The sequence below is a fragment of the Sphingomonas sp. PSPC2-2 genome, from assembly GCF_049897725.1.
In the GTDB taxonomy this organism is placed as follows: Bacteria; Pseudomonadota; Alphaproteobacteria; order Sphingomonadales; family Sphingomonadaceae; genus Sphingomonas.
This window is the reverse complement of record NZ_JAFCWU010000002.1, coordinates 309,859-336,235: the sequence shown is the minus strand read 5'-3', so window position 1 is coordinate 336,235 and position 26,377 is coordinate 309,859. Positions and strand designations below refer to the sequence as shown.

At 64.3% G+C, this 26,377-nt stretch carries 21 protein-coding genes and 1 tRNA gene; 12 read left to right on the top strand and 10 right to left on the bottom strand.

All coding sequences use genetic code 11. The features are described from left to right. Window positions 1-48 precede the first annotated feature (48 nt). Window positions 49-2,856 carry a bifunctional YncE family protein/alkaline phosphatase family protein gene (locus ACP7BY_RS05805; protein ID WP_137902631.1) on the top strand — a complete coding sequence of 936 codons (2,808 nt, stop codon included), beginning with the start codon at window positions 49-51 and terminating at the stop codon, window positions 2,854-2,856. Window positions 2,857-2,880: 24 nt separating this feature from the next. Here ACP7BY_RS05805 and ACP7BY_RS05800 read toward each other — a convergent pair. Beyond that, window positions 2,881-2,956, bottom strand: a tRNA-Ala gene (locus ACP7BY_RS05800). A gap of 155 nt (window positions 2,957-3,111) precedes the next feature. On the opposite strand from ACP7BY_RS05800, the gene ACP7BY_RS05795 reads away from it, so the two are divergent. After that, on the top strand, window positions 3,112-4,113 hold the full coding sequence (locus ACP7BY_RS05795) for an NADP-dependent oxidoreductase (protein WP_171010490.1): 1,002 nt from the start codon (window positions 3,112-3,114) through the stop codon (window positions 4,111-4,113). A gap of 45 nt (window positions 4,114-4,158) precedes the next feature. Here ACP7BY_RS05795 and ypfJ read toward each other — a convergent pair whose 3' ends face one another. Then, window positions 4,159-5,076: a KPN_02809 family neutral zinc metallopeptidase gene (ypfJ, locus tag ACP7BY_RS05790; RefSeq protein ID WP_137902632.1), complete on the bottom strand. Its 918-nt coding sequence runs from the start codon at window positions 5,074-5,076 to the stop codon at window positions 4,159-4,161. A 142-nt stretch (window positions 5,077-5,218) separates the two neighbouring features. On the opposite strand from ypfJ, the gene ACP7BY_RS05785 reads away from it, so the two are divergent. The 3 genes from ACP7BY_RS05785 to ACP7BY_RS05775 all read left to right on the top strand — a co-directional run bounded on the left by ACP7BY_RS05785 (window position 5,219) and on the right by ACP7BY_RS05775 (window position 7,948). After that, window positions 5,219-6,382, top strand: coding sequence for a patatin-like phospholipase family protein (locus ACP7BY_RS05785; protein WP_033967362.1), 1,164 nt, complete (start codon window positions 5,219-5,221; stop codon window positions 6,380-6,382). Between the two features lie 20 nt (window positions 6,383-6,402). Next, window positions 6,403-7,188: a 3-hydroxybutyrate dehydrogenase gene (locus ACP7BY_RS05780; protein WP_126845271.1), complete on the top strand. Its 786-nt coding sequence runs from the start codon at window positions 6,403-6,405 to the stop codon at window positions 7,186-7,188. A gap of 76 nt (window positions 7,189-7,264) precedes the next feature. Next, entirely contained in the window at window positions 7,265-7,948 is a 684-nt protein-coding gene (locus ACP7BY_RS05775; RefSeq protein ID WP_052192565.1) for a DUF4893 domain-containing protein, read from the top strand. On the opposite strand, the gene ACP7BY_RS05770 is transcribed toward ACP7BY_RS05775, so the two are convergent. Then, a complete protein-coding gene (locus ACP7BY_RS05770; protein ID WP_137902633.1) occupies window positions 7,945-8,895 on the bottom strand; it encodes a cation diffusion facilitator family transporter in 951 nt (316 codons plus the stop codon). The genes ACP7BY_RS05775 and ACP7BY_RS05770 overlap by 4 nt on opposite strands. Before the next feature lie 324 nt (window positions 8,896-9,219). Here ACP7BY_RS05770 and ACP7BY_RS05765 point away from each other — a divergent pair, with 324 nt between their 5' ends. Together ACP7BY_RS05765 and mgtA are read left to right on the top strand one after the other, a co-directional pair. Beyond that, a complete protein-coding gene (locus ACP7BY_RS05765; protein WP_033967372.1) occupies window positions 9,220-10,770 on the top strand; it encodes a polysaccharide lyase family 1 protein in 1,551 nt (516 codons plus the stop codon). Between the two features lie 78 nt (window positions 10,771-10,848). Beyond that, window positions 10,849-13,413, top strand: a complete 2,565-nt coding sequence (gene mgtA / locus ACP7BY_RS05760) for a magnesium-translocating P-type ATPase (protein ID WP_137902634.1) — start codon at window positions 10,849-10,851, stop codon at window positions 13,411-13,413. On the opposite strand, the gene ACP7BY_RS05755 is transcribed toward mgtA, so the two are convergent. The 4 genes from ACP7BY_RS05755 to ACP7BY_RS05740 all read right to left on the bottom strand — a co-directional run bounded on the left by ACP7BY_RS05755 (window position 13,389) and on the right by ACP7BY_RS05740 (window position 18,314). Beyond that, the gene (locus ACP7BY_RS05755; RefSeq protein ID WP_033965445.1) at window positions 13,389-14,474 is read right to left on the bottom strand and encodes an AI-2E family transporter; all 1,086 of its coding nucleotides are present in this window, start codon (window positions 14,472-14,474) and stop codon (window positions 13,389-13,391) included. The two genes, mgtA and ACP7BY_RS05755, sit on opposite strands and share 25 nt — an antisense overlap. Then, entirely contained in the window at window positions 14,471-17,023 is a 2,553-nt protein-coding gene (locus ACP7BY_RS05750; protein WP_197057798.1) for a cation-translocating P-type ATPase, read from the bottom strand. Before ACP7BY_RS05750 ends, ACP7BY_RS05755 begins: the two co-directional genes overlap by 4 nt. 179 nt (window positions 17,024-17,202) lie before the next feature. After that, a complete protein-coding gene (locus ACP7BY_RS05745; protein WP_126845265.1) occupies window positions 17,203-17,544 on the bottom strand; it encodes a hypothetical protein in 342 nt (113 codons plus the stop codon). Window positions 17,545-17,558: 14 nt separating this feature from the next. Continuing rightward, entirely contained in the window at window positions 17,559-18,314 is a 756-nt protein-coding gene (locus ACP7BY_RS05740; RefSeq protein ID WP_033965424.1) for a competence/damage-inducible protein A, read from the bottom strand. 63 nt (window positions 18,315-18,377) lie between these two features. Between ACP7BY_RS05740 and map the strand changes: the two genes are divergently transcribed. After that, window positions 18,378-19,202: a type I methionyl aminopeptidase gene (gene map / locus ACP7BY_RS05735; RefSeq protein WP_137902667.1), complete on the top strand. Its 825-nt coding sequence runs from the start codon at window positions 18,378-18,380 to the stop codon at window positions 19,200-19,202. 82 nt (window positions 19,203-19,284) lie between these two features. Here the strand turns inward: map and ACP7BY_RS05730 are convergent, their stop codons facing one another. Then, window positions 19,285-19,680 carry a DUF1842 domain-containing protein gene (locus ACP7BY_RS05730; RefSeq protein ID WP_033965425.1) on the bottom strand — a complete coding sequence of 132 codons (396 nt, stop codon included), beginning with the start codon at window positions 19,678-19,680 and terminating at the stop codon, window positions 19,285-19,287. 467 nt (window positions 19,681-20,147) lie between these two features. Between ACP7BY_RS05730 and ACP7BY_RS05725 the strand changes: the two genes are divergently transcribed. The 3 genes from ACP7BY_RS05725 to ACP7BY_RS05715 all read left to right on the top strand — a co-directional run bounded on the left by ACP7BY_RS05725 (window position 20,148) and on the right by ACP7BY_RS05715 (window position 23,321). Then, window positions 20,148-20,486, top strand: a complete 339-nt coding sequence (locus ACP7BY_RS05725) for a P-II family nitrogen regulator (protein WP_033965448.1) — start codon at window positions 20,148-20,150, stop codon at window positions 20,484-20,486. 95 nt (window positions 20,487-20,581) lie between these two features. Beyond that, window positions 20,582-22,006: a type I glutamate--ammonia ligase gene (gene glnA / locus ACP7BY_RS05720; protein ID WP_033965426.1), complete on the top strand. Its 1,425-nt coding sequence runs from the start codon at window positions 20,582-20,584 to the stop codon at window positions 22,004-22,006. A 598-nt stretch (window positions 22,007-22,604) separates the two neighbouring features. Beyond that, the gene (locus ACP7BY_RS05715; RefSeq protein ID WP_231565163.1) at window positions 22,605-23,321 is read left to right on the top strand and encodes an alpha/beta hydrolase; all 717 of its coding nucleotides are present in this window, start codon (window positions 22,605-22,607) and stop codon (window positions 23,319-23,321) included. Between the two features lie 6 nt (window positions 23,322-23,327). On the opposite strand, the gene ACP7BY_RS05710 is transcribed toward ACP7BY_RS05715, so the two are convergent. Then, entirely contained in the window at window positions 23,328-23,768 is a 441-nt protein-coding gene (locus ACP7BY_RS05710; RefSeq protein ID WP_137902635.1) for a DUF983 domain-containing protein, read from the bottom strand. A 77-nt stretch (window positions 23,769-23,845) separates the two neighbouring features. Then, window positions 23,846-24,820: a quinone oxidoreductase family protein gene (locus ACP7BY_RS05705; protein ID WP_033965427.1), complete on the bottom strand. Its 975-nt coding sequence runs from the start codon at window positions 24,818-24,820 to the stop codon at window positions 23,846-23,848. Between the two features lie 117 nt (window positions 24,821-24,937). Here ACP7BY_RS05705 and ACP7BY_RS05700 point away from each other — a divergent pair, with 117 nt between their 5' ends. Further along, entirely contained in the window at window positions 24,938-26,362 is a 1,425-nt protein-coding gene (locus tag ACP7BY_RS05700; RefSeq protein ID WP_137902636.1) for an aldehyde dehydrogenase family protein, read from the top strand. Window positions 26,363-26,377: the final 15 nt, after the last annotated feature.

The window sequence follows — 26,377 nt, the reverse complement described above, 5'->3', positions numbered from 1 at the left end:
TTACCGTAGCATCATGTCGCTAGGCCACGCTCACTAGGAGACCCAGTAATGCGCCGCGACATGATCCTCGCCTCGACTGCCCTTGCCCTGTGGGGCGCAGGGAGTGCCACGGCGCAGGATCGGGGAACGGCGCTGCCGACGGGGCAAGCGCTTACCCCGCTCGCAGCGCCCGGTGCGCGCTTCGCGCCGCTGGTGGCACGAACCGGCCCCAACCCCGCGTACATCGCCGATGGCGCAGCGGCGATTGCAGTCAGCCCCAATGGCCGCGAGATGCTGGTGCTGACCAGTGGTTTCAACCGCTATAATGGCCCCGACGGCAAGCTCGTCCTGGCCCAGTCCGGCCAATATCTGTTCCGCTACCGCATCGACGCCAAGGGCCCGACCTGGCTGCAGACGCTGACCATGCCCAACAGCTATTCGGGCGTCGCCTGGTCGCCCGATGGCACGCGCATTGTGGTGGGCGGCGGGGTGGATGATGTTGTCCATGTCTTCGAAAAGGGTGCCAGTGGCACTTTCGCCAGCGTCGGCAAACCGATCGCGCTCGGCCATAACAAGACCGGCAACGGGGCCGATGTGTTGCCGCAGGCGGCGGGCATCGCGATCAGCCCCGATGGCACGCGCGCGCTGGTCGCCAATTACTACAATGACTCGGTCAGCCTGATCGACCTGACGCGCGGCACTGTGCTGGTCGAACAGGATCTGCGCCCCGGCAAGATCGACGCCGCGCAAGCCGGTGTGGCGGGCGGCGAGAACCCGTTCGCGATCGTATGGCGCGATGCGACCCATGCCTATGTTTCGGCCCCGCGCGACCGGCAAATCGTCGCGCTGGAGGTGACGGGCGAAGCGATCAAGGTCGGCACGCGCATCGCGACGCTGGGGCCGCCGACGGCGCTGTTGCTCGATGGCAAAGCCCGGCGGCTGTATGCGACCGAGGACAATGCCGACCGGCTCGCGGTGATCGACACCGCGCATGACCGGCTGGTGATGGAACCCCGGCTCGGCCTGCCAGACGCGCTGGGGGCCACGCCGGGCAAGGGCGTCAACCCCAATGGCCTGGCGCGCCTCGCCGACGGGCGGTTGCTGGTGACCTTTGGCGGGATCAACGCGCTGGCGGTGGTGGCACCGGTCGATCAGGGGATGCAAGTCCAGGGGCTGATCCCGACCGGCTGGTATCCCAGCGCCGTCGCGGTCAGCGCGCAGGGCAACCACGTCTTCGTCGTCAACCGCAAGAGCCCGCCCGGCCCCAACCCGCTCGGCTGCGCACCCAAGCTGGCGGTGCAAAAGGCGCAGCCGACCGCGTGCGGGGCCGCCAACCAATATATCTTCCAGCTCGAAAAGGCCGGGCTGCTCGATTTCCCGCTGCCCGCCCCCAAGGCGCTGGTAGCCACTACACTGCAAGTCGCGCGAAATATCGGCCTCGACGCGGCCCCGGCGCGCGCCGCCGCCGAAGCGAAACTGGCGGCACTGCGCGCGCACATCAAACATGTCGTGTTCATCGTGAAGGAAAACCGCACCTACGATCAGGTGCTGGGCGATCTCGAAAAGGGCAATGGCGACCCCAAATTGGCGATCCTGGGGCAGGCCCTGTCGCCCAACCACCATCAACTCGCGCGGCAGTTCGTCACGCTCGACAATTTCTACGACAGTGGCGAGCAATCGAGCACCGGCTGGACCTGGACCACGGCAGCGCGCGTGCCCGATTTGCTCGAAAAGAACGCGCCGGTAAACTATGCGCAGCGCGGCCTTGCCTATGAAGCCGAGGAAGCCGACCGCTCGATCTACACCGCGCTGACGCCAGCCGAGCGCCGCGCGGTCAACCCCAAGGCCCCGACCGACCCCGATGTGCTGCCCGGCCCCGCCTTGCTGACCGCGCCCGATGGCGATGATGATGCCAGCGCCGGCCAGGGCTTCCTGTGGAGCGCAGCAATCCGCGCCGGGCTGAGCGTGCGCAATTACGGTTTCTCGGATGCGTCGATCTATGACGCGGGCGAGCCCGGCGCGAAGCCGCTGGAGCGCGAACCCGCCAAGACCGGCACGCGCATCTACACCCCCGGCGACCGCCTGCTCGCCAGCCGCAGCGACCCGTATTTCCGCGGCTTCGACCAGAAAATGCCCGATTACTGGCGGATGCTCGAATGGCAGCGTGAATTTGACGCCGCCGATGCTGCCGGCACCGTCCCCGCGCTCACGCTGTTGCGGCTCAGCCATGATCATTTCGGCGACTTCAAGGACGCGATCGACGGGGTGAACACGGTCGAGACCGAGATGGCCGACAATGATTATGCCATCGGCCGCGTGATCGAGCGGATCGCCGCGAGCAAGGTTGCCGATTCGACGGTAGTATTCATCATCGAGGACGATGCCCAAAACGGGGCCGACCATGTCGATGCACGGCGCAGCATCGCCTTTGTCGTTGGAGCGCATGTGACGCAGCAGGCGCTGGTATCGACCCGTTACACCACCGTCAGCCTGTTGCGGACGATCGAGGCGCTGCTGGGGCTGAAGCCGCTTGGCCTGAACGATGCGCTGGCGCTGCCGATGGCGGATGTGTTCGACATGGCCGCAACGCCGTGGAGCTACCGTGCGACGGCGGCTTCGGTATTGAAGACCACGGCCTTGCCGATCCCCGACGACCGTTATGCCGTCGCCACGCGCGCCTGCCCCACGCACACCGCGCAATATTGGGCGGACGCGATGCGAGGCCAGAATTTCGCGCAGGAGGACCGGCTCGATACCGCCGCGTTCAACACCGCTTTGTGGCGCGGGCTTGGCAGCGGACCGGAGCCGGTGGTGCGTAGCGGGGCGGACTTGCGGCAAGGCCGCACCGCGACGGTGGCCGCCGCGAGCTGCTCATAAGGCAGAGAAATCAAAGGGATGGCGTGGTGGAGCTGAGGGGAATCGAACCCCTGACCTCTGCAGTGCGATTGCAGCGCTCTCCCATCTGAGCTACAGCCCCGCACCACGCCCCGGCCCTCTTTTCAGGCGGGAATGCCGCCTTAACGGGGCTTTCTTGGCGATGCAACCTACAGCGATCGCACCCGTACCCTTTTTCGTTGCCAAAGCGCCTGGCACGGCATACCCCACCTTCGAAAACACAATGGAGGAATGCTGATGTCCCGCGCCTGGAGCCTGAAATCCCGCCCCAACGGCATGCCCGTGGCGAGCGATTTCGAACTGATCGATCTGCCCGCGACCGCTTTGAACGAAGGCGACGTGCGCATTGCCAATCGCTGGCTGTCGGTCGATCCTTATATGCGCGGGCGCATGAACGACGTGAAATCCTACGTTCCGCCCTTTGCGCTCGGCGAGCCGATGCAAGGCGGCGCGATCGGCGAAGTGATCGAGAGCCGCGCCGAGGGGTTTGCTGTCGGCGATGTGGTGCAGCATTTTCTGGGGTGGCGCGATGAGGCGGTGCTGCCTGCGGCACAGGTCCAGAAACTGCCTGCACTCGGCGTACCGCCACAACAATTTCTGGGTTTGCTGGGGATGCCGGGGATGACCGGCTATTTCGGCCTGCTGCATGTCGCCGAGGCCAAGCCGGGCGACGTGGTGTTCGTCTCGGCGGCGGCAGGTGCGGTCGGTTCGACCGTGGTGCAAGTCGCCAAGGCGAGCGGGATGACGGTGATCGGCTCGGCCGGCGGTGCCGACAAATGCGCGCTGGTAAAGGGGCTCGGTGCCGATGCGGTGATCGATTATAAAAGCGACGGCCCGTTGCTGAAGAAGCTGCTGGCGGCACTGCAGGGGCTCGGCAAGGACGGCATCGACGTCTATTTCGACAATGTCGGCGGGGAGCATCTCGATGCCGCGCTGGCGACCGGCAATCTGCACGCGCGCTTTGCGATTTGCGGAATGATCGACATCTACAATTCGTCCAAACCCACCGAGCTGCGCTATCTCGCGCGGCTGATCGGGATGCGGATGCGGATGACCGGGCTGCTGGTCAGCGACCATATGGGCAAGGCGGCCGAATTCTACCGCGTGATGGGCGGCTGGCTCGCCGAGGGCAAGTTGCAGAACGAGGAGACCGTGTTCGAGGGCCTCGACGCGATGCCCGATGCCTTTTTCGGCCTGTTCACCGGCGGCAACACCGGCAAGATGCTGGTCAAGCTGTGAGCTGACGCCCTCTCCCGCAGGCGCGGGAGAGGGCCTTGGCTGGCTTTAGAGTGCGCCCGAGAAGGTGTCGCACTGGTTGGGGTCGCCCGTTTCCATCCCCTTGCGCAGCCACGCCATGCGCTGCGCCGAGGTGCCATGGGTAAAGCTGTCGGGCACCACACGCCCTTGCGATTCCTGCTGCAACGTATCGTCGCCGATCGCGTGTGCGGCGGTAAGACCTTCCTCGAGATCGCCTGGATCGAGCCGATCCTTGTTCTGCGCGGCCCACACCCCGGCATAGCAATCCGCCTGCAACTCCAGTTTGACCGAGGCCTGATTGCCCTGAACTTCGCTGCCGCGCTGCTGGATCGCCGCGACCTTGTCCGACGTACCAAGCAAATTCTGGATATGATGACCGAATTCATGCGCGATCACGTAATCCTGCGCGAAATCGCCCTTGGCCCCGAAGCGGTTGGCAAGTTCGTCGAAGAAGCTGGTGTCGAGATAGATGCCCTGGTCGCGCGGGCAATAAAACGGCCCCATCGCACTTTGCGCCGCGCCGCATCCCGAGCGACCGTCGCGCGCATAAAATACCAGCTTGGGCGGCTCGAAGCGTGAGCCCAGCAGCTTTGCCCAAGTTTTGTCCGCCGAACTGAAGGCATTGCAGGCGGCGAGGCTCTGCGCGTTTAGGCGGCAGCTCGACGCCGTGTCCGTGCCCGCCTGCTGTTGGCCGACTTGCGCGCTCGGAGCGGACAGTTGCCCGCCGCCACCACCGCCGCCGAGCATCCCCAGCCCACCGCCGAAGAAGAACAGCACCGCCAGCAATACAGCAACGCCGCCGCACCCGAATCGGCTGAACACCAGCGGCAGCAGGCCAAAAATCAACCCGCCGCCACCGCCACCGCCAAAACCGCCAAAACCACCACCGCCCTGCCCGCGCTGATCCTCGACATTGATATTGGGGTCGAAATCGTCGAGGCGCATTGCAAGGGATCCCGAGGTCGTTACCGTTGCCGCATGAATGCGCGGGGACGACGCTGGTTGCAACGGCTATGGCGCGCCTGGATGACGTCCATTTCATCAAACTGTCGTTGATCCCGCATCACAACGCGCGCATGTCCGGCGCATGGCCGATTCCGAGACGATCACGCCCAAACGCCGCGCCAAGGCGCTTCCTCTACCCGATTGCGTGGCGTTGGTATTGCAGGGCGGCGGCGCGCTCGGCAGTTATCAGGCGGGCGTAATCGAAGGGCTCGCCGCAAGCGAGATCGAGATCGACTGGGTCGCCGGTATTTCGATCGGGGCGATCAATGCGGCGATCGTGGCGGGCAACCCGCCCGAGCGGCGCGTGCAGCGGCTGAATACCTTTTGGGACCTGATGACTTCGGCACTGCCGAGCTTCCCGATCTTCCCCAATGACCATATCCGCGAATTCATCCACGAATGGTCGGCCGGATTCGTGCTGGCGGCGGGTGTGCCGGGGTTCTTCACCCCCCGCTTCCTTTCGCCCATGCTGGCGGTGCCGGGCACGCCGGAGGCGGTCAGCTTCTACGACAGCGCCCCACTGAAAGAGACGCTGAACGACCTGATCGACTGGGATCTGCTCAATAACGGTCCGGTGCGGCTGTCGGTCGGCGCGGTCGATGTCGAAAGCGGCAATTTCAACTATTTCGATACGACGCAAACCAGGATCGACGCCCGCCACATCATGGCATCGGGCGCGTTGCCCCCGGGCCTGCCACCGATCGAGATTGACGGGCGACTGTGGTGGGACGGCGGGCTGGTGTCCAACACCCCGCTGACACACGTACTCGACCATCAGCAAGGCCCGCTGCTCGCCTTCCAGATCGACCTGTTTGCGGCGGCGACGGAGCGCCCCCGCACGATAATGGACGTAATGGCGCGCGAGAAGGAAATCCGGTTTTCCAGCCGCACGCGGCAAGTGTCCGACCAGGTGATGCGCATCCGCAAGGACCGCGAGCTGGCGCGGCGGGTGCTCGCCAAACTGCCGCCGGAACTGCGCGACGACCCTGACGTTGTCGCGCTCAGGGCGCAATCGAACGAAGATCCCGTCAACCTCGTTCACCTGATCTACCGCGCCAATGCCTGGGAGGGCGGCAGCCGTGATTTCGAATTTTCCGCCCGCACGATGCGCGAGCATTGGGAAGCGGGCCAGGCGGCGGTGGCCGAAACGATGGCCAATGCCGAGTTGGTCGCCGAGAATATCGAAACGGGCCGAAGCGCCGCGTTCGACTTGACCGTGAAACACCCCCCTTTACCAACCCTTTGATTCGCAACGGAGACTCCGCCATGTTCCTCAAGGGCAAGACTGCCATCATCACCGGATCGACCTCTGGCATCGGGCTGGAATATGCCAAGGTGTTTGCCGCCGAAGGCGCGAGTGTCGTCATCAACGGATTCGGCGATGCCGCCGCGATCGAGACCGAGCGCGCGAAGCTCGAAGCGGCAAGCGGTGCCAAGGCGCTGTACGATGCCGCCGACATGACCAAGCCCGAGGAAATCGCAGCGATGGTCAAGCGCTGCCATGACGAATTGGGCGGCCCCGACATCATCGTCAACAATGCCGGCATCCAGCATGTCGCCAAGATTGAGGATTTCCCGGCCGACAAGTTCGAAGCGATCATCAAGATCAACCTCAATTCGGCCTGGTACATGATGCAGGCGGCAGTGCCGTTCATGAAGGCCAAGAAATGGGGCCGGATCATTTCCACGGCGTCGGCGCACTCGCTGGTCGCCAGCCCGAACAAATCGGCCTATGTCATGGCCAAGCACGGCCTGGCCGGCTTGACCAAGACGATCGCGCTGGAAACCGCGACCGACGGCATCACCGTCAATTGCATTTCGCCAGGCTATGTTTGGACGCCTTTGGTGGAAAACCAGATCCCCGACACGATGGCCTCGCGCGGGCTCACGCGTGAGCAGGTCATCAACGATGTGCTGCTCGAAGCGCAGCCGACCAAGGAATTCGTGACGGTCGACCAGGTGGCCGCGCTGGCCCTATTCCTGTGCCGCGACGAGGCGAAATCGATCACCGGCGCAAACCTTTCGGTCGATGGCGGCTGGACCGCAGCCTGATCGGGTAGCCCTACCCTTGGCAACCCTTTGCTGGCGTGGTTAGGTGTCGGGCTATCGCAATAGGGGATCGGTCGCTTTGAAGGTTTTAGCCCGAATCCTGGGGTCGATCGTGTGCGCTTTGCCCGCTGCACTGCTCGCTGGGTGCGGCGGCAAGGCAAGCAAGACGATCGAGGTGCGCATCGCCGAGCCGCGATCGTTGCGCGCCGCGCCAAGTACCGAAATCGACTGGCGACGCGTGGCGACTGCGGAAGACCGGACGCGCTTGCGCAACTGGCGACAGGCGTGGGTCGATGCCCTGGCCAAGGCACAAGGCAGCGCAAAGGCCACGGTTGTCGCCTCGGATTCGCTACTCTTCGACCCGGACCGCGCGCTGAGCGGGGCAATGCCGCCTCCCGGCAGCTATCTGTGTCGCGTCATCAAGTTGGGCGCGAACGGAACCGCCATGCACGACGTGACCACCTATCCTCCGGTCGATTGCAAGGTCGACGATGAGGGTGAGGTGTCGAGCCTGTACAAGGTTTCCGGGGCGCAGCGTCCCGTCGGGCTGCTGTTCCCCGAGTCTCAAGCGCGCGCCGTCTTCTTGGGAACGATGGTTCTCGGCGACGAGACCAAACCGCTCAGTTACGGGCAGGACAGCAATCGCGACATGGCAGGCTATATCGAACGGATTGGCGACAAGCGCTGGCGGCTGGTGCTCCCTTATCCCCGCTTCGAATCGCTGCTTGACGTCGTCGAGATTGTCCCTGCTCCCAAGCGCTAACGAGGCGGTCCCGCAGGAAGCGTTGCCGCATTCTCGCGCTTTTCCGGGCGGATATAGATGGACGACAGCATCGGCTCGGCCGCCTTCAACTCGGTCTCGATCGTTTCGATCAGCGTCTCCGCGTCGCCCATCGTGATCTGATCGCGAAAATCGGCGCTGATCGCGACGAAGATGCTGTCAGGCGCGGTGTGGATGGTGCGGACATGGTTGACCGCAGTGATTTCGGGCCGTGCCGCGACAATCGCGCGGACCTTGGCCACCACCGCCGGATCGGCCCCCTCGCCGATCAGCAAGCCCTTCGCCTCGCGCGCCAGCAACGCCGCCACGATACCAAGGATGACGCCGATCACGATCGACGCCGCCCCGTCGATCCGCGGGTCGCCCCAGGCCTGACTGGCCCAAACGCCAACCCCGGCGACGATCAGGCCGGCGATTGCGGCCGAATCCTCGAACAGCACGATGAAGCCCGCCGGGTCCTTGGACTTGCGTACCGCCGCCCACCAGCCCTTGCCGCGATTGGCGGCGGCGAATTCGCGCACCGCGACGAACCATGATCCCCCCTCCAGCGCAAAGGAGACGCCGAGCACGATATAATTGACCAGCGGATCGTGCAGCGGCTCGGGCTCCAGAATGTGGACCCAGCCCTCGTAGATCGACACGCCCGCGCCGACGCCGAAGATCAGGATCGCGACGACGAAGCTCCAGAAATACAGCTCACGCCCATAGCCGAACGGATGCGCCTCATCGGGCGGACGACGTCCGCGATGCTGGCCGTACAGCAACAGGAGCTGGTTGAAACTGTCGACGACCGAGTGGAAGCCTTCGGTCAGCATCGCCGACGATCCCGTGATCGCCGCCGCCACGAATTTGGCGAGCGCAATGCCGAGATTGGCGAAGAGCGCCGCGATAACGACGAAATTGGCTCCGCCCTGCTTGGTTGCCGACATGGATTTCCCTATTTTTGGCCCCCGACCGTTGGAGGTTACCAGCACATAGCGTGAAGGCTCGACACCAAACAGCCCAAGCAGCCAAGCCCTTTATTGACACCGGTATCAACGTGGCTAATCTCCCCTTCCTAAACAAGAATCCGGCGCGACGGATCGATGGAGGATGCCGGGAGGAAGGGGCCTAGCGACGCGAGGGCAGAGACTTCGCACGCTTAACGTTCCGGATCACCCGCAAGTCAGGAGTGCGACGAAGACCGGCATGCGGCAAAAATCCGTATGACACCGGTGTCTACAGCATAGGTTGATACACAGGGGAGAGTGATCATGACCATGAAAGCGGTGTTTTTGATGACGTCAGCAGCCTTGGTGCTGGCGAGCTGCGGAGATTCCAATAACGGCGGTGGGGTAACCGTCGTCAATAGCGGCACGACCGGGAGCACGCCGACGCCCAGCCCCGCCACCCCCGCGCCAACGCCTGCTTCCTCGCTCGGTGCCGATGGCTGGGCAGCGACCGGCACCGGCACCACCGGGGGCGACGGCGCGGTGGCGGCCAAGACCTATACCGTTACCAATCGCAACGAGTTGATCCAGGCGCTGTACGGCAACACCGCCACGATCGCCGCCGATGGCAGCTATACGGGCACGCTCGATCCGGCGAAGAAGCTGATTTACGTGAAGGGGCAAATCAGTCTCAACATGAACCAGGCGCTGACCGAACAGACCGCCGACGATTACATCAAGGGCAGTTGCGCGAGCACGACCTATGGGTTCACCGCCGAGGCCGCGCTGACCACCGCCTATCTCGCCGCCTATCGCCCGAGCGTATACGGCAATGCCAGCTTGCCGGTCGGCAATCCCGAAAACGCGCGCGTCTGTGCAGCCGCGCTGCAAAAGAAGGTCGTGCAGATCTTCGTACCGTCGAACACTTCGATCATCGGCCTGGGCAGCGATGCCAAGCTCGTCCACGGCAATCTGATCCTCGGCACCAGCAGCGCGCCGATCGACAATGTCGTCGTGCGCAACATCACCTTCGAGGATGCGTTCGACTTCTTCCCGCAATGGGACCCGACCGATTCCGCCACCGGGCGCTGGAACTCGGCCTATGATCTGATCTCGGTGCTGTATGCGACGCATGTCTGGATCGACCACAGCACCTTCAGCGACGGCGCGCGGATCGACCGCCTCTATCCCTCGGTATGGACCGAGACGGTCGGGGCGGTGAATTACACCGGCAGCGACTTCAAGGTGCAGCATCATGACGGGCTGATCGACGTGACCAAGCTCGGCAATCTCGTCACGATTTCGAAGAGCTATTTCTTCGGCCATGACAAATCGTTCCTGATCGGCGGCACCGATACGGCCAGCAAGACGGCGGAAAACCCGAGCGTGCTGAAGGTGACCTTCCACGACAATTACTTCCAGGGCCTGCGCCAGCGGATGCCGCGGGTGCGCTTTGGCCAGGTCCATGTGTACAACAATTATTATGAGGTCTCGCTCGACCAAACCGCCGACGAACCCTTCCTGGTGGCCTGGACCGTTGGGCAAAGCGGCAAGATCATCGCCGAAAACAACGCTATCATCACGCCGGGAACGGCGGGGACCGTCAACAATCTGTGGGGCATTTCGGTCAGCGCCGCGCGTACCAGCGGGTGCATCACCACGGGCTATACCGCCGATGATTGCGCGTCGACCTTTGCCGATTCGGGCACGCAGTTGAACGGCGTTACCGTCGATGTCACCACCCCGCTGCGCGCCTCCAACGCTGCCGTTACCGCCAGCACTTGGTCGCCCGCCGCCAATTACAGCTATGTGCTCAAGCCGACCACCGGTCTGATCGGCACCGTTATCGCCAATGCGGGTGCCGGCAAGCTCTGACAGCGGCACGATCCACCACCGGGCGCGTGCGTAGTTTCCGAAGCTACCGCGCGCCCACCGCCGACGGATAGTGGCGGGATGCACGCCCCCGCCCCCGGCTCCCCCACCGCGCCGTTTTGGACGCGCAGCGCCGACGCAGTATCGATTGAGCTTGATTGCGGCCATGACGGGCTGACCACAGCGCAGGCCGACGAGCGGCTCGCGCATTATGGGCCCAATGCCGATGCGATCGCGCGCCAGACCGGCGTGTTTCACGCAATCGTCCGCCGCCTGTTCGAGCCGCTGTCGCTGATCCTGCTCGTCGCGGCGATCGTGTCGATTTCCACCGGCGACTCCGTGGGCGGGACAATCATCGTCGCCATTCTGTCGATCTCGATCGGGCTTGAGGCTGTGCAGGAACGGCAGGCGCTGGGCGCGGCGGCGGCGCTGCGGCGGACGGTGGCGCTGAAGGCCGAAGTCAAGCGCGACGGCCAGTTCGTGCAAATTGCGGTCGAGGGCGTGGTGCCCGGCGACGTGATGCGGGTGCGCGCGGGCGACATCATCCCGGCCGACGGGCTGGTGCTCGATAGTGATGCGTTCACCGCCAATGAGGCGGCGCTGACCGGCGAGCCGTATCCGGTGGAAAAGCGCCCCGGCACGGTCACCGGTGAGACGGCAGGCGAGGCGTCGAATGCGCTGTTTCGCGGCGCGGTCGGCCAGACCGGCGAGGCAATCGCGTTGGTCGTCCATTGCGGGGCAGCGACCGTGTTTGGCGGCGCGGCGGCGGCGCTGGACGAAGCGACCGAACTTTCCCCCTTTCAGCGCGACTTGCGCAGTTATGGGCTGCTCACCGCGCGGCTGACGATCGTGCTGGTCGTGGTGGTGCTGGCGACGAGTGTGTTCTTCGGGCGACCGGCGCTGCAATCGCTGATGTTCGCGGTCGCGCTGGCGGTGGGGCTGACGCCCGAATTGCTGCCGATGATTACCACCGTCACGTTGTCGCGCGGTGCGATGCGAATGGCCAGGCGCAAGGTGATCGTGAAGCGGCTGGCGTCGATCCATGACCTCGGCGCGATGACGGTGCTGTGTACCGACAAGACCGGCACGTTGACCTCGGCTGAAATCACGCTCGCGCGCAGCCTCTCGCCCACCGGGGCAACGGACCCGCGCGCGGCGCGGCTCGCCGCCATTGCCGCCGCTCTCGGTGGAGACCGCGGCGCGCTCGACGCGGCGTTGCTCGCCGCCGCGCCCGATGCGGATGCGGGCTGGACGCTGCTCGGACGCCACGCCTTCGACTTTGCGCGGCGGCTGGGATCTGTGGTCGCGACTGGCCCCGATGGCACGATCCTCATTGCCAAGGGTGCGCCCGAAGCCGTCCTCGCCTTGTGCACGTCGAGTCATGGGGGCAGCGTGATGGGTCCGAAGGAACGCGCCGCCGCGCTGGCGCAAGTCACGGCATTGGCCGGGCAGGAAGGCTTGCGCACGATCGCCGTGGCGTCGCGCGTCTGGACCGCCCCTGCGCAAACCGTGTCGGCAGCGGATGAAACCGGCCTCGTCTTCGAGGGTCTGTGTGCCTTTGCCGATCCGCCCAAGGCAACCGCCGCCGCAGCCATCGCCCGCCTGGCGGCAGCGGGAATCCGACTGAAGATCCTGTCGGGCGACGATCCGGTGGTGGTCAAGCGGCTGGCCGCGCTGGTCGGCATGAAGGCCGACCGCGTATTGTCGGGCTCGGACATCGCGCATCTGTCCGACGACGCGCTCGCGGTGCAGGTGCGGCATGTCGATGCCTATGGGCGGCTCGCGCCCGACCAGAAATCCCGCATCGTGCGGGCATTGCAGGCGCGCGGAGCGGTGGTCGGCTATCTGGGCGATGGCATCAACGATGCCCCGGCGCTCAAAGGGGCCGATATCGGCCTGTCGGTCGCGGGCGCAACCGGCGTCGCGCAGGCGGCCGCCGACATGATCCTGCTCGACAGCGATCTCGCGGTGGTCGCGGACGGCGTGGAAGAAGGGCGGCGGACCTTCGCCAACATCCTGAAATACATCCGCATGGGGGCCAGTTCGAACTTCGGCAACATGCTGTCGATGGCGGTGGCGTCGTTCTTCCTGCCGTTCCTGCCGATGTTGCCGACGCAGATCCTGCTCAACAACCTGCTCTACGACGTGTCCGAAATCGGCATTCCGTTCGACACCGTCCGCGCCGAGGCGATTGCGAAGCCACAAGTGTGGAACTTGCGCGACCTCGTAAAATTCGCGGCGATCATGGGGCCGCTCTCCTCGCTGTTCGACTTACTCACCTTTGCCGGGCTGGTGCTGCTGTTCCATGCCGCACCGCCTGAATTCCGTACCGCGTGGTTTCTGGAATCGATGGCGACACAGGTGCTGGTGATCTTCATCATCCGCACCAATGGCAGGCCGTGGGCAAACCGCGCGAGCCCGATCCTGACGATGACATCCCTGGGCGCGTTGCTGGTGGCGCTCATTTTACCCTTCACCCCGCTGGCGCACTGGCTGGGTTTCCAGACACCGCCACTGGCGATGACGGGCGGGATCGTTGCGGTGGTGGTCGCCTATCTGGTCTGTGCGGAGGGGCTGAAAGGCATTGCGATCAGGCCCAGCCGCCCATCACGCCACGCGCATCAGCGGACGTCGATACCCCGGTGAGCGTCGCGCGATCGCGAGAAAATCTCCCACGTGGCGATGAACATCGCCGCGATCACCGGGCCGACCACCAGCCCGTTAAACCCGAACAGTTCCAGGCCGCCAAAGGTCGAAATCAGCACAACATAGTCGGGCATTTGCGTGTCGCGGCCAACCAGGATCGGCTTCACCACATTGTCGACGCTGCTGATGATGAAAAACCCGCACAGCGCCAGCGCAATCCCCTGCCAGATCGCGCCAGTTGCGAGCAGATAGAGCGCCATCGGCACCCACACGATGCCCGTACCGATCGCGGGCAGCAGCGAGAACGCGCCCATCAGCACGCCCCACAGCAGCGCGCCGCCAATGCCGAGCGCCCACACGATCAGCCCGCCGATCATCCCCTGCAACACCGCGACGACCAGGCTGCCCTTGATCGTCGCGCGCACGACGGCGGCGAATTTGTCGAACAGCGCGCGGCGATATTCCGGAAGCAGCGGAATGGCATGTTCGACCTTGGCGACGATCTCGCGCCCGTCGCGCAACAGGAAGAAGCAGAGGTACAACATGATGCCGAGCGTCGCCAAAAGCCCGAACACGCTCTGCCCGAGGCTGAACGCGCGCCCCGCCAGCGAATCAAAGCTCTTGACCGCTCCGTCCGCGATCCGCGCGCGCACCGCGGCGAAATCGGTGAGGCCATAGCCCGCCAGTTGCTGTTGGACCCAGTTCGGCAAGCGCCCCTCGACCTGGAAGAACACGAGATCGAAATCGATCTTGCCCGACTTGATCTTGGCGTAGAGCCCCGCCGCCTGTTGCAGCAGCGCGCCGCCCAGCAGCACCGTCGGCAAGATCACCGCGAGCAGGATGACCAACAGCGTCAACACCGTCGCAACATTGCGGCGACCCCCAAGCCTGGCGGTCAACCAGTCGGTCAGCGGGGCGAACACGATCGCGGCGACCACCGCCCACACGATCGCACCGAAAAAGGGCGCGATGAGCCACGCGAAGACCAGCGACACGATAATGAGAAACGCGAGGAAGAACCCGCGTTCCAGGGAGAAGCCGCGCAAATCGGGTGCGGTCATGCCGCCGCCGGACGCGCGATTGCGCCACGCCGCATGATCGAGCGCACGACCGGCTTGCACAGTTCGAGCAGCACCAGCAGCCCCGCCCCCAAACCGACTGCGAACACCATGTCGATCCACGCGATCGACCCGAATTTCAGCAAGATTTGCGCGGCGGGCAGGAAGAAGATCAGACTGGCGATGACGACGATCGCCGCCAGCACGGCGCGCAGCGCGCTATTGTGTCGCGCAAAGGCCTCGATGATCGACGCGCCGAACGAGCGGTTGACGAGAATGAGTGCCAAAATTTCGGCGATCAGCGCGAAGAACACCAGCGCGCGGACCTCCACTTCGGGCATACCGCCGCGCACTTCCAGCAGGAACACGGTTGCCAGCATGGCAAAGGCCAACCCGCCCTGAAACACGCCCCACGCGATCATCGTCACGGAGAAGAGCGGTTCGTTCGGGTCGCGCGGCGGGCGTTGCATGATGTCTCTTTCCCCGCGCTCGGCCTCGAACACAAGCGCGCAGACGGGATCGATCACCATTTCCAGCAAGGCGATATGGATTGGCCCGAACAGAATCGGCATGCCAAACACCAGCGGCAGCAACGCCAGCCCCGCGATCGGCACATGCACCGCGAAGATGAACGCCATCGCCTTGCGGATATTGTCGTAAATCCGTCGACCGAGCGCCACTGCCTGCACGATTGCGCCGAAATCGTCGTCGAGCAGCACGATCGCCGCCGCCTCGCGCGCGACATCGGTGCCGCGCTTGCCCATCGCGATGCCGATGTGCGCCGCCTTTAGCGAGGGCGCGTCGTTGACCCCGTCCCCAGTCATTGCCACCACTTCGCCATCGGCTTTGAACGCCTGAACGATGCGCAATTTCTGTTCGGGCATGATGCGGGCGAACACCGTTACCGTCTTCAACCGCACGGCAAGCGCGGCATCGTCGAGCGCCGCCAGTTCATCGCCGGTCAGCATGTCCCCATCGGCGATTCCCGCCTGCGCCGCGATCGCCTTGGCGGTGGCGGCATAATCCCCCGTAATCATCGCCACGCGGATTCCCGCTGAGCGGCATTCGGCAACAGCCGCCTTCACCGTCGGGCGCAGCGGATCGGCCAGCCCGACCAAACCGACCAATTCGAACGCAAAGCCCGCCTGCGTTTCCGGCCAATCGGTATTGGCGGCGACCGCCGTCGCCACGCCGAGCACGCGAATGCCGCGCGCGGCCATCCGATCCACCGCCAGCGTCATACGGTCGCGTTCACCGGGTGCCAGCTTGCACAAATCGGCAATCGCCTCGGGTGCGCCCTTGGTCGCGACGATCAGCCGGTCGTCATCGGTGCGCCAGACATTGGACATGGCGAGCAGATCGGGCCGCAGCGCATAACCGTGGACGTGCGTCCAGTCAGGCCCCGTCGGCGCGCAGACTTCGACATGCGCCTGATGCAGCGCGATTTCCATCGGGTCGGACGGTTCCACCGCGCTGGCCAGCGCGGCCATGCACACGATCGGCCCGTAATCGGCAAAGGCGCAAGGTGCCTCCCCCAGCGTCGCATCCTCGCCCGAGGCCAGCCACAAAGCGACCACCGACATGCGGTTTTCGGTCAGCGTACCGGTCTTGTCGGTACACAGCACGGTTGCCGACCCCAGCGTCTCGATCGCCGCCGCGCGCCGCGTCAGCACGCCGACCGCGCCGATCCGCCACGCCCCCATCGCCAGGAAGATAGTGAGCACGACCGGAAATTCCTCGGGCAGCATCGACATGCCGATCGCGATCCCGGCGAGGATCGCCTCGATCCAGCCGCCGCGCAGCAGGCCGAACAGCACCACCACCGCCAGCGCCACCGCGCCCCCGCCGATCGCGCACCAGGTGACGATGCGAGTGGTTTCGCGCTGGAGCCGCGGCGCTTCGGTATCGAGCGTGGCGAGCGACTGGCCGATCTTGCCGATTTCGCTGCGAGGGCCCGTCGCGGTCACCTCGGCGATGCCGCTGCCCCGCGCGACCAGCGTGCCCGAATAGACATAGGGCTGATCCTCGCCGCCCGGACGGTGATCGGCTGATGGAGCGTCGGCTTGAACCGCCTTGCCGACCGCCAAAGACTCGCCGGTCAACAATGATTCATCGGCCTGAAGATCGTCCGCGCTGAGCAAGCGTCCATCGGCGGCGATGCGATCCCCCTGCTCCAGCACCAGCAGATCGCCGCACACCACCTCGCGCCCCGGAATGCGCAACCGCTCGCCCCCGCGAACGACCAGGGCGCTGGGTGCGGAGAGATCGCGCAGTGCCTCCAGCACCCGTTCAGTGCGGGTTTCCTGCACGACGGTGACGACCACCGAAAAACTGGCAAAGGCCAGCAGGATCAACGCCTCGGTCAAATCGCCCAGCAACAGGTAAGCCATGCCGCCTGCCAGCAGCAACGCGAACATCGGCTCCTGCACCACCTCGAACGCGATATGAAAGGTCGAGCGCCGCCCGGCGCGGGGCAAGGCATTGGGCCCGTCGCGCACCAGACGATCGACGGCTTCGGCAGGCGAGAGACCAGCGGGTCCGGGCGTCATCATGATGGCTTTCCCCGACACCGTGTCACCGGCGACACGATCCTGCCGACAGCGCAGGGTGCGCGCGCGATGACAGGAGCAATGCCGCGCCGCCCCAGCTTCTGCTATGCGTGCTTTCCCCTAGACGGAACCATGCCGAGCATGGCCGCTATGCTTCATCCGTTCACGCGATATGGTCTTTTCTAGCGCTTCTTGGGCTGGGGTACGCCGCTTACCCAGAAGATGCCGCCTGGCTGCAAGGCGATGACATATTGGCCGTGGTCGTCGCATTCGGCGATCCAGGTCGCCTTGCCGTCGATCGGCGCGTGCTTCTCCATCCGCACGATCTTCTGGCAGGTATAGCCGCCGTCGCGGATCGCACGGAACATCGTCGTCTGCTGTAACGAGGGCGACAACGCGTCGATCTTCGCTTCCATCGGATCATGCGTCGCTGCGGCGGCGGGCTTGTCGCTGCCGCTGGGGCTGCCATCGCACGATGCCAGCGCCGCCGTCAGGATCATCGCCACACAGATACGTTTCATCATGTCGCTCCTGTCCTTCAAATCCCGCCCGCCACAACCGTCCGCCCGGTCGCCTCCAACGCGCGCGTCAAGTCCGCGATACAGCGGTCGGCCAGCGCGGCGTCGGTCGCGCGCACCACGAAATTGGCACCGGTGCGCCCGTCGCGAAAGAAGGGATAACTCCCAATTGCCACGCCCTCATGGCTTTTTTCGGCCTCGCGCAGCAGGTCGGCGATTTCGCTCTCGCCGACCCAGCAGCCGATCGTGCGCGACAGCACCGGCAACCCGCCCTCCAGCGTGCCGGTCAGCGCGTCGAGCATCCCCGCCGTTATGTGCGGTACGCCGGCCATGATGAAAATATTGCCGACGCGGATGCCCGGCGCGCCCGACATGCGGTTCTCGATCAGGTCGGCCCCTTCGGGCACGCGCGCCATGCGCTTGCGCGCCTCGGTCAGGCCGCCGCGCGTGGTGTAATAGGCCTCCAGCACCGCCACCGCTTGCGGGTGGTGGACCACCGGGACGCCGAGCGCCTCGGCAATGGCATCGACGGTGATGTCGTCATGCGTCGGGCCGATGCCACCGGTGGTGAACAGGTAATCGTTGCGCGCGCGCAGCACGTTGACCGCCTCGACGATCGCTGCGGTCTTGTCGGGCACAACGCGCACCTCGGCCAGCCGGATGCCCTGCACGTTCAGCCAGGTCGCGATTTGCGCGATATTCTTGTCCTGCGTGCGGCCCGACAGGATCTCGTCGCCGATCACCGCCAGCGCGGCCGTCCAGATGCGTGTCGTCATGCTTCCCGCATAGCCCGCATCGTGGCCCTCGCAAAGCCCAAGCGGCTTCGCTATATCGCGGGGATGACCGAATATGTAACCGTAACCGCCGACGCGCCCACCGCCCGTACCGGTGCCATCAAGCTTCATGGGCCCGAAGCCTTTGCAGGTATGCGTGCCGCCGGAAAACTCGCCGCCGAAGCGCTCGACATGATCGTGCCGCACATGGTGCCCGGCATGGCCACCGCCGAACTGGACGCGATGATCCGCCGTTTCATCGTCGAACGCGGCGGCGTGCCCGCAACGCTGGGCTATCGTGGCTATACGCATTCGAGCTGTATCTCGACCAATCATGTCGTGTGCCACGGCATTCCCAGCGACAAGACGTTGAAAAATGGCGACATCGTCAATGTCGACGTCACCCCGTTGCTCGACGGCTGGCACGGCGATAGCAGCCGCATGTATTTGATCGGCGACGTGCCGATCAAAGCGAAGCGGCTGGTCGAGGTAACCTATGAATGCCTGATGCTCGGCATCGAAGCCGCCAAGCCGGGCAACCATCTGGGCGACATTGGCGACGTGATCCAGCGCCACGCCGAAAAGCACCGCTATGGTGTGGTGCGCGATTTCTGCGGCCACGGCGTCGGCCGCCTGTTCCATGATGCGCCCGAAGTGGTCCATGCCGGTCGCCCCGGCACCGGCCCCGAACTGAAGCCCGGCATGATCTTCACGATCGAGCCGATGATCAACACCGGTCGCCCCGACGTGAAGGTGCTCGACGATGGCTGGACGGCGGTGACGCGCGACCGTTCGCTGTCGGCGCAGTTCGAACATTCGATCGGCATCACCGAGACCGGCTGCGAGATCTTCACGCTCAGCCCCGGCGGGTTCGACAAGCCGCCTTATTGAAATTTGATCCCCGATCGGTCTTAGCGAGACATCCGAAAGGCAGCATGGGGCGAGGCGGCCCCGCCCCACGCTGCCGCTAGGTTCAGCTGACTTTGCTTACCGTGCCGTGCGTAATGGTGTGGTTACCATAGGTATAAGTGCCAACGCCGTTCCATTCCGCATCGACGGCCAGCGCCGCCGAGAAGTGCGCCAGATAGCTGCCGATCGCGGGCGGCGGCACCGACACGACATATTCACCATGCAGCGCGATAAGCCGTGTATCGTGCCCGAAACCGGTATGATGCAGCACGCCGCTGACGGGAAATTCGATCGATCCGTAGGGCGGCGGCAGCGACTGCGTAATGTGCGCCGTGCCATGGATTTGACCAGAAACCGCATTGACCAGCAGCGACAAATGCAAGGTGGGAGCACCGACGATCGGCTCAACGCCGAGCTGGACCAACAGCTTTACTTGATAAAGACCTACTGCTTCAGACATGGTTTATCTCCTGCTTCTTGAGAGAATAAAACAACACGTCGAGGATTGAGTCGTTACGCGCATCGTACATTTTCGGTATAATTTTTACACTGACGCCCTTGAACGCCCTTCAAGGGTATAATGCACGACTCCCGACTCGACCTCCGAAGAGTATCATTTCTCTCTTTGAGTCCAAAGCCGCTTTTGTCGCGTAAGCAGCTGAACCAACATCACTCCTTCGATAAATTTCTTGCGGGTGCAGAAGTTTTTATTTCATCTTTTTTGGTTCAATCGAGCCGACGCGACCACGCGCACTCGCATGCGCGACGGCATCGTCGTGCCTGCCAATCCGGCAATTCCCCCGCCTCCTGCCCATTTGTTGAGCATCGTGACATGGGTGCCGACCGGGTCCGCCCGCGCTTTTGCGCCCCTCGCGCGGCTGGCACGGATGTTGTAAGGTGAACCGACAGAATGGGAGTGCGTGCTGCGTGAAAAAGATCGAGGCGATCATCAAGCCGTTCAAACTCGATGAGGTGAAGGAGGCGCTGCACGAGGTTGGCGTCAGCGGCATCACGGTGACCGAAGCCAAGGGGTTCGGTCGTCAAAAGGGGCATACCGAACTGTATCGCGGCGCGGAATATGTGGTCGACTTCCTGCCCAAGGTAAAACTCGAAGTGGTGGTGGAGGATTCGCTGGCGGAACGCGTCGTCGAAGCCATTGCCGCTGCCGCGCAGACCGGGCGCATCGGCGACGGCAAGATCTTCGTCATTCCGGTCGAAACCGCGCTGCGCATCCGCACCGGCGAACGCGACGAGGATGCCATTTGACGCAGCGCAATATCTTGTGACAACGCGATCATCCTAGTGGAATGTGATTCCCGAATTGCTCGGGCTATTGATCGATAACGAAAGGGCGTGGGGACATGGCGAATTCGGCTCCAAACACTGCGAGCGACGTACTGAAGATGATCAAGGAGCAGGAGATCGAGTGGGTCGATCTGCGCTTCACCGATCCCAAGGGCAAATGGCAGCATTTGACGATGGTCGCCGGCGTTGTCGGCGAAGATGAGCTGACCGACGGCTTCATGTTCGACGGCTCCTCGATCGAGGGCTGGAAGGCGATCAACGAATCCGACATGATCCTGAAGCCCGATCTGGACGCCGTGTGGACCGATCCGTTCTCGGCAACGCCGATGCTGATCCTGGTGTGCGACATCGTCGAGCCCTCGACCGGCGAACTCTATGCCCGCGATCCGCGCTCGACCGCCAAGCGCGCCGAGGCGTATCTGAAGACCACCGGCATCGGCGACACCGTGTATATCGGGCCGGAAGCCGAATTCTTCATGTTCGACAACGTCCAGTTCGAGAACAGCTATTCGACCAGCTATTACAAGATCGACGATATCGAGCTGCCCACCAACACCGGCACCTCGTATGAAGGCGGCAACCTCGGCCACCGTCCGCGCGCCAAGGGCGGTTACTTCCCGGTCGCGCCGGTCGACAGCGCCGTCGATATTCGCGGCGAAATGGTTTCGACCATGCTCGAAATGGGCCTGCCGTGCGACAAGCATCACCACGAAGTGGCGGCTGCCCAGCACGAGCTCGGCCTCACTTTCGGCACGATGACGCTGACCGCTGACCGCATGCAAATCTACAAATATGTCTGCCACAATGTCGCGCAGGCTTACGGCAAGACCGTCACCTTCATGCCCAAGCCGATCAAGGAAGATAACGGCTCGGGGATGCACACCCATCTGTCGATCTGGGACAAGGGCCAGCCGCTGTTCGCGGGCAATGGCTATGCCGGCCTGTCGGACACCTGCCTGTATTTCATCGGCGGCATCATCAAGCACGCCAAGGCGGTGAACGCCTTCACCAACCCGACCACCAACAGCTATAAGCGCCTGGTGCCGGGTTACGAAGCCCCCGTGCTGCTCGCGTATTCGGCGCGCAACCGCTCGGCCTCGTGCCGCATTCCCTATGGCACCGGCCCCAAGGCAAAGCGCGTCGAAGTGCGCTTCCCCGACGCGATGGCCAACCCGTATCTGTGCTATGCGGCGCTGTTCATGGCCGGCCTCGACGGCATCCAGAACCGCATCCACCCGGGTGAGGCGATGGACAAGAACCTGTACGACCTGCCGCCGGCAGAACTGGCCGAAGTGCCGACCGTCTGCGGTTCGCTCCGCGAAGCGCTCGAGAGCCTGGCCGCCGATCACGACTTCCTGCTCAAGGGCGATGTGTTCTCGAAGGACCAGATCGAATCGTACATCGAGCTGAAGATGCAGGACGTGGCGCGGTGGGAAATGACGCCGAGCCCGGTCGAATTCGATATGTACTACAGCTACTGAGGCTGCCGTGCCGGCAGCCGGTGGGGACAAGGCGAAGCCAAAGTCCCCACAGGAGCTGTCGGCCGGCCTCGCTCTAGCGAGGACCGACGGCGTGGCTTTGCCACGACGCGATTTTTAGGAGGGCGTCCGGAGCGATCCGGACGCCCTTTTTCTGTTTCGCAATTACCGTGCACACGACTGACGCCCCGCTCGAAGTTCCCAATCGAGAACGTTGCGATTGGCGCGACGCGTGGGCGCGGCTAACTTCGGGTAGTGCAACCAAGCGATTCTTGAACCACAGGCTGCGCATTCAATCAGGAGATACGGCGTGTCGCGGTTCCGGTTCGTCATGCCCTCGCTCCTCGCAGCCTGCATCGCCGGAGCGGCCTCTGGGCAGACTGCCAAGTCCGATAGCACGCCAGCTCGTGTCGAGATTCCAAAGGACGAACGCGAAGGCGTATGGCAAGCCCCCGCCGAGGGTGTGCAGATGCCGCTATGGCCTGCGAACGTCGCCCTCGCCAAGCCCGACAGCGGCGATCGTCTCGAGGCAACGGGCAATGGCACCGGTCTGGTCGGCGGGCGCAAATGGCATTGGGCAACCTATGTCACACGACCGACCATGACCGTCTATCGCCCCAGGGGGCAAAACAACGGTGCCGCGATGTTGGTCCTGCCGGGCGGCGGCTTTGAAGTCGTCGCGACGGATTTGGAAGGCACCGAAATCTGCGAGTGGGTGGTCCAGCAGGGCATCACCTGCGCCATGCTCAAATACCGGACGCCGCAAGCCTGGCCGGCGAAGAACGGAAAACAGCAGCGGCCAAAGGTGTTGCTGGCTTTGGAGGACGCCCAGCGCGCGATGGGCTTGCTGCGACAGGACGCGTCTACCTACGGAATCGATCCGCATAAGATCGGCGTGATCGGTTTTTCGGCAGGTGCCTATCTCGCCGCGAACATGAGCAACACGGAAGACCGCACCTATCCGCCTGCCGACGCGGCAGATCAACAATCCCCGCGGCCGGACTTCGCCATCATCGCCTACACGGCGCGAATGCTGGACACCAGCAAGGGGCGGAACAGCCTCGAATTGCAGCCTTGGGTAAAGATCAGCCCGAAGGCACCGCCGACGCTCATCCTGCACGCCATGAACGATCCGGTGGACAATATCCGGCAGCCCATGGCCTATGCGCTTGCGCTGAACGACGCGGGCGTGCCGGTCGATCTACGGCTCTATGCTAGGGGCGGCCATGCATTCGGGATGCGACCAACCGCCGATCCGATCACCACGGAATGGCCGGGACAGGTCAGGCAATGGCTGCACGACATCGGGATATTATGACGCCCCTCACTCATCAAACGCGGTCCCGCCCTTCTCCACCGTCCGCCCGTTCAACTGCCCCCACAATTGCGCGGTCCCCGCCTCATGCGCCTTGTTCACATATTGCGAGGCGACCAGCCATCCTTTGATCGGGCGTAGCGGCAACAGGCATCCCGCCAGCATCAGCGGCAGCGAGGTGACGGCATGGACCCAGAAAGGCGGGCTGAACGCCACCTGGAACCACACCACCACGAACAGCAGCGGAAACGCGACGATGCACAACGAGAAGAAGGCGGGGCCGTCATCGGGCGAGGCGAAGCTGTAATCCAGCCCGCACACCTCGCAGCGATCGACCACCTTCAGCCATGACCGGAACATATGCCCCTTGCCGCAGCGCGGGCACAGGCCCTTGGCACCGGATTTGAAGATCCAGCGCCATTTTTCGCCCTCGGTCTGTGTGTCCGCCATGTCTGATCCAACCTTTTCGCTGCCGCCTAGATAGGAACCCGCGCCCCGACTGCGATGAGACAAAATGCCCAAGGCGGTTACACGGTCAGCACGGTCGCTCCACACGTCTCCCCGGCTTCCAGCGCGCGGTGCGCGGCGGCAGCGTCTTCCAGTGCGAAGGTCTGGCCGATTTCAGGGGTGATCGCGCCTGAGCGCAGCATCGCGAACACGCGGTCGATCCCGGCCTGGCGCTCCTCTGGCGTGACATAATAGCTGAACAGCGTCGGGCGGGTGACGAACAGCGATCCGCGCGCCGACAGGATGCCGAGGTCGACCCCGGTCACCTTGCCACCGGCATTGCCGAAGCTGACGATCAGCCCGCGCCGCGCGGCACTCGCCAGCGAAACCTCCCAGGTCGCCATGCCGACCCCGTCGAAAATGATCGGCACGCCCGCGCCGTCGGTCAACTCGCGCACGCGCTGCGCCACATCTTCGCTCTTGTGCAGCAAGACGTGGTCGGCCCCCGCCGCCTTGGCCTGTACGGCCTTTTCCGTGCTGCCAACGGTGCCGATCACGGTCGCACCGATCGCCTTCAACCAGCCGACCAGCAAATGCCCGGTGCCACCTGCCGCCGCATGAACCAGAACGGTCTGTCCGGCCTGTACGCGCGCGCAGCGCTCGACCAGAAATTCGGTGGTGCACCCTTTGAGCAACACGGCGGCAGCGGTCTGATCGCTAATATCGTCGGGCAGTTTCAGAAGGATCTTGGCGGGAACGTTACGCTCGGTCGCATAGGCACCAAGCGCGGGGCCGAACGTGCCGACGCGGTCGCCCGGCGCAAAATCGGTAACCCCCGGTCCAACCGCCACGACCACCCCCGCCGCTTCGGAGCCAAGGCCGCTCGGCAGGTTGACCGGATAAACGCCCTTGCGGTGATACACGTCGATGAAGTTCAGGCCGACCGCGACATTGCGCATCCGCACCTCGCCGGGGCCGGGATCGGGCAAATTGACATCGACCCATTGGATCACTTCGGGGCCACCAATACGGTCGATCCGCGCAACGCGTGCCATCTGCCTATCTCCTTATCGAACCGCCCTAACCGACGACGTACGTTTCGGGTTGCAACCTATTTCGCCCCGCTCCATTTGTCGTCGCGTACCAGAAATTCAAGACGGTGGAGAGCGGCGATGAAGAGCTACCTCAAACAGTATATCAACGGTGCGTGGGTCGACAGCATCGGCGGCACGCGCCACGCGGTGATCAACCCCGCGACCGAGCAGCCCTGCAGCGAAATCGCGCTCGGCACCGCCGCCGATGTCGATGCCGCCGTCGCCGCCGCGCGGACAGCGTTCGAGACCTACTCGCAGACCACCGTCGCCGAACGCGCCGCCCTGCTCGAGCGAATCATCGAGGAATATAAGAAGCGCATTCCCGACCTCGCGCAGGCGGTCAGCCAGGAAATGGGCGCACCGATCGGCTTTGCCACGGCAGCGCAAGTCCCCGCCGGGCTTGGGCATTTCATCTCGACGCTAAAGGCGCTCAACGCCTTCCAGTTCGACGAACAGCTCGGCCGCGCGCGCGTGGTGCATGAGCCCCTCGGCGTCGTCGCGATGATTACGCCGTGGAACTGGCCGCTCAACCAGGTCACCGCCAAGGTCGCGCCTGCCCTTGCGGCAGGCGACACGATGATCCTGAAGCCAAGCGAGGAATCGCCCGGCTGCGCGGTGATTCTGGCCGAAATCCTCGATGCCGCGGGCGTGCCGGCGGGCGTGTTCAACCTCGTCAATGGCGATGGCGCGGGCGTCGGCTCGGCGCTGTCGGCGCACCCGGACGTGGATATGGTCAGCTTCACCGGATCGACTCGCGCAGGGATCGCGATCGCGCAGTCGGCGGCGGCAACGGTCAAGCGCGTGCATCAGGAACTGGGCGGCAAGGCGGCCAATCTGGTGATCGAAGGGGCCGATCTTGCAGCGGTGCTGCCCCCGACGGTGCAAGGCGTGCTCGCCAATTCGGGCCAAAGCTGCATCGCGCCCACGCGCCTGCTGGTGCACAAAAGCCAGGTCGCGGACGCCACCGGCATCGTCAAGGCGATGATGGAGGGCACACCAGTGGGCGACCCGGCCGAAATGGGCGCGCATATCGGCCCGGTCGTCAACAAGGCGCAGTTCGACAAAATCCAGGGGCTGATCCAGTCGGCGATCGACGAAGGCGCGACGCTGGTCACCGGCGGTACCGGGCGGCCCGACGGACGCAATGTCGGCTATTACATCAAGCCGACGCTGTTCGCCGACGTTACTCCAGACATGCGCATCGCGCAGGAGGAAGTGTTCGGCCCGGTCGCCACGATCATCGCCTATGACACCGAAGAGGAAGCGGTGAAGATCGCCAACGGCACGCCCTACGGCCTGTCCGCAACGATCTCGGGCGATCCCGCCAAGGCCGCCAAAATCGCACCGCGGCTGCGCGCCGGGCTGGTGACGATCAATTCGTGGAGCCCCGACGGCAACGCGCCGTTCGGCGGCTACAAGCAATCGGGCAATGGACGGGAAAACGGCAAGTTCGGGCTGACCGACTTTATGGAAGTCAAGACCGTGATCGGCGAGCCTGCCTGAGCCATGCGCGGGCGG

Coding starts and splice junctions, on each gene's coding strand:
- ypfJ (WP_137902632.1), bottom strand. CDS start 5,076: ATGCGCCTCGACGATTTCGACCCCAATATCAATGTCGAGGATCAGCGC.
- ACP7BY_RS05750 (WP_197057798.1), bottom strand. CDS start 17,023: ATGATGACGCCCGGACCCGCTGGTCTCTCGCCTGCCGAAGCCGTCGAT.
- ACP7BY_RS05730 (WP_033965425.1), bottom strand. CDS start 19,680: ATGTCTGAAGCAGTAGGTCTTTATCAAGTAAAGCTGTTGGTCCAGCTC.
- ACP7BY_RS05740 (WP_033965424.1), bottom strand. CDS start 18,314: ATGACGACACGCATCTGGACGGCCGCGCTGGCGGTGATCGGCGACGAG.
- mgtA (WP_137902634.1), top strand. CDS start 10,849: ATGCACGCCCCCGCCCCCGGCTCCCCCACCGCGCCGTTTTGGACGCGC.
- ACP7BY_RS05785 (WP_033967362.1), top strand. CDS start 5,219: ATGGCCGATTCCGAGACGATCACGCCCAAACGCCGCGCCAAGGCGCTT.
- ACP7BY_RS05795 (WP_171010490.1), top strand. CDS start 3,112: ATGTCCCGCGCCTGGAGCCTGAAATCCCGCCCCAACGGCATGCCCGTG.
- ACP7BY_RS05755 (WP_033965445.1), bottom strand. CDS start 14,474: ATGACCGCACCCGATTTGCGCGGCTTCTCCCTGGAACGCGGGTTCTTC.
- ACP7BY_RS05715 (WP_231565163.1), top strand. CDS start 22,605: ATGACCGTCTATCGCCCCAGGGGGCAAAACAACGGTGCCGCGATGTTG.
- ACP7BY_RS05710 (WP_137902635.1), bottom strand. CDS start 23,768: ATGGCGGACACACAGACCGAGGGCGAAAAATGGCGCTGGATCTTCAAA.
- ACP7BY_RS05705 (WP_033965427.1), bottom strand. CDS start 24,820: ATGGCACGCGTTGCGCGGATCGACCGTATTGGTGGCCCCGAAGTGATC.
- ACP7BY_RS05770 (WP_137902633.1), bottom strand. CDS start 8,895: ATGTCGGCAACCAAGCAGGGCGGAGCCAATTTCGTCGTTATCGCGGCG.
- ACP7BY_RS05780 (WP_126845271.1), top strand. CDS start 6,403: ATGTTCCTCAAGGGCAAGACTGCCATCATCACCGGATCGACCTCTGGC.
- ACP7BY_RS05805 (WP_137902631.1), top strand. CDS start 49: ATGCGCCGCGACATGATCCTCGCCTCGACTGCCCTTGCCCTGTGGGGC.
- ACP7BY_RS05745 (WP_126845265.1), bottom strand. CDS start 17,544: ATGATGAAACGTATCTGTGTGGCGATGATCCTGACGGCGGCGCTGGCA.
- ACP7BY_RS05765 (WP_033967372.1), top strand. CDS start 9,220: ATGACCATGAAAGCGGTGTTTTTGATGACGTCAGCAGCCTTGGTGCTG.
- map (WP_137902667.1), top strand. CDS start 18,378: ATGACCGAATATGTAACCGTAACCGCCGACGCGCCCACCGCCCGTACC.
- ACP7BY_RS05700 (WP_137902636.1), top strand. CDS start 24,938: ATGAAGAGCTACCTCAAACAGTATATCAACGGTGCGTGGGTCGACAGC.
- glnA (WP_033965426.1), top strand. CDS start 20,582: ATGGCGAATTCGGCTCCAAACACTGCGAGCGACGTACTGAAGATGATC.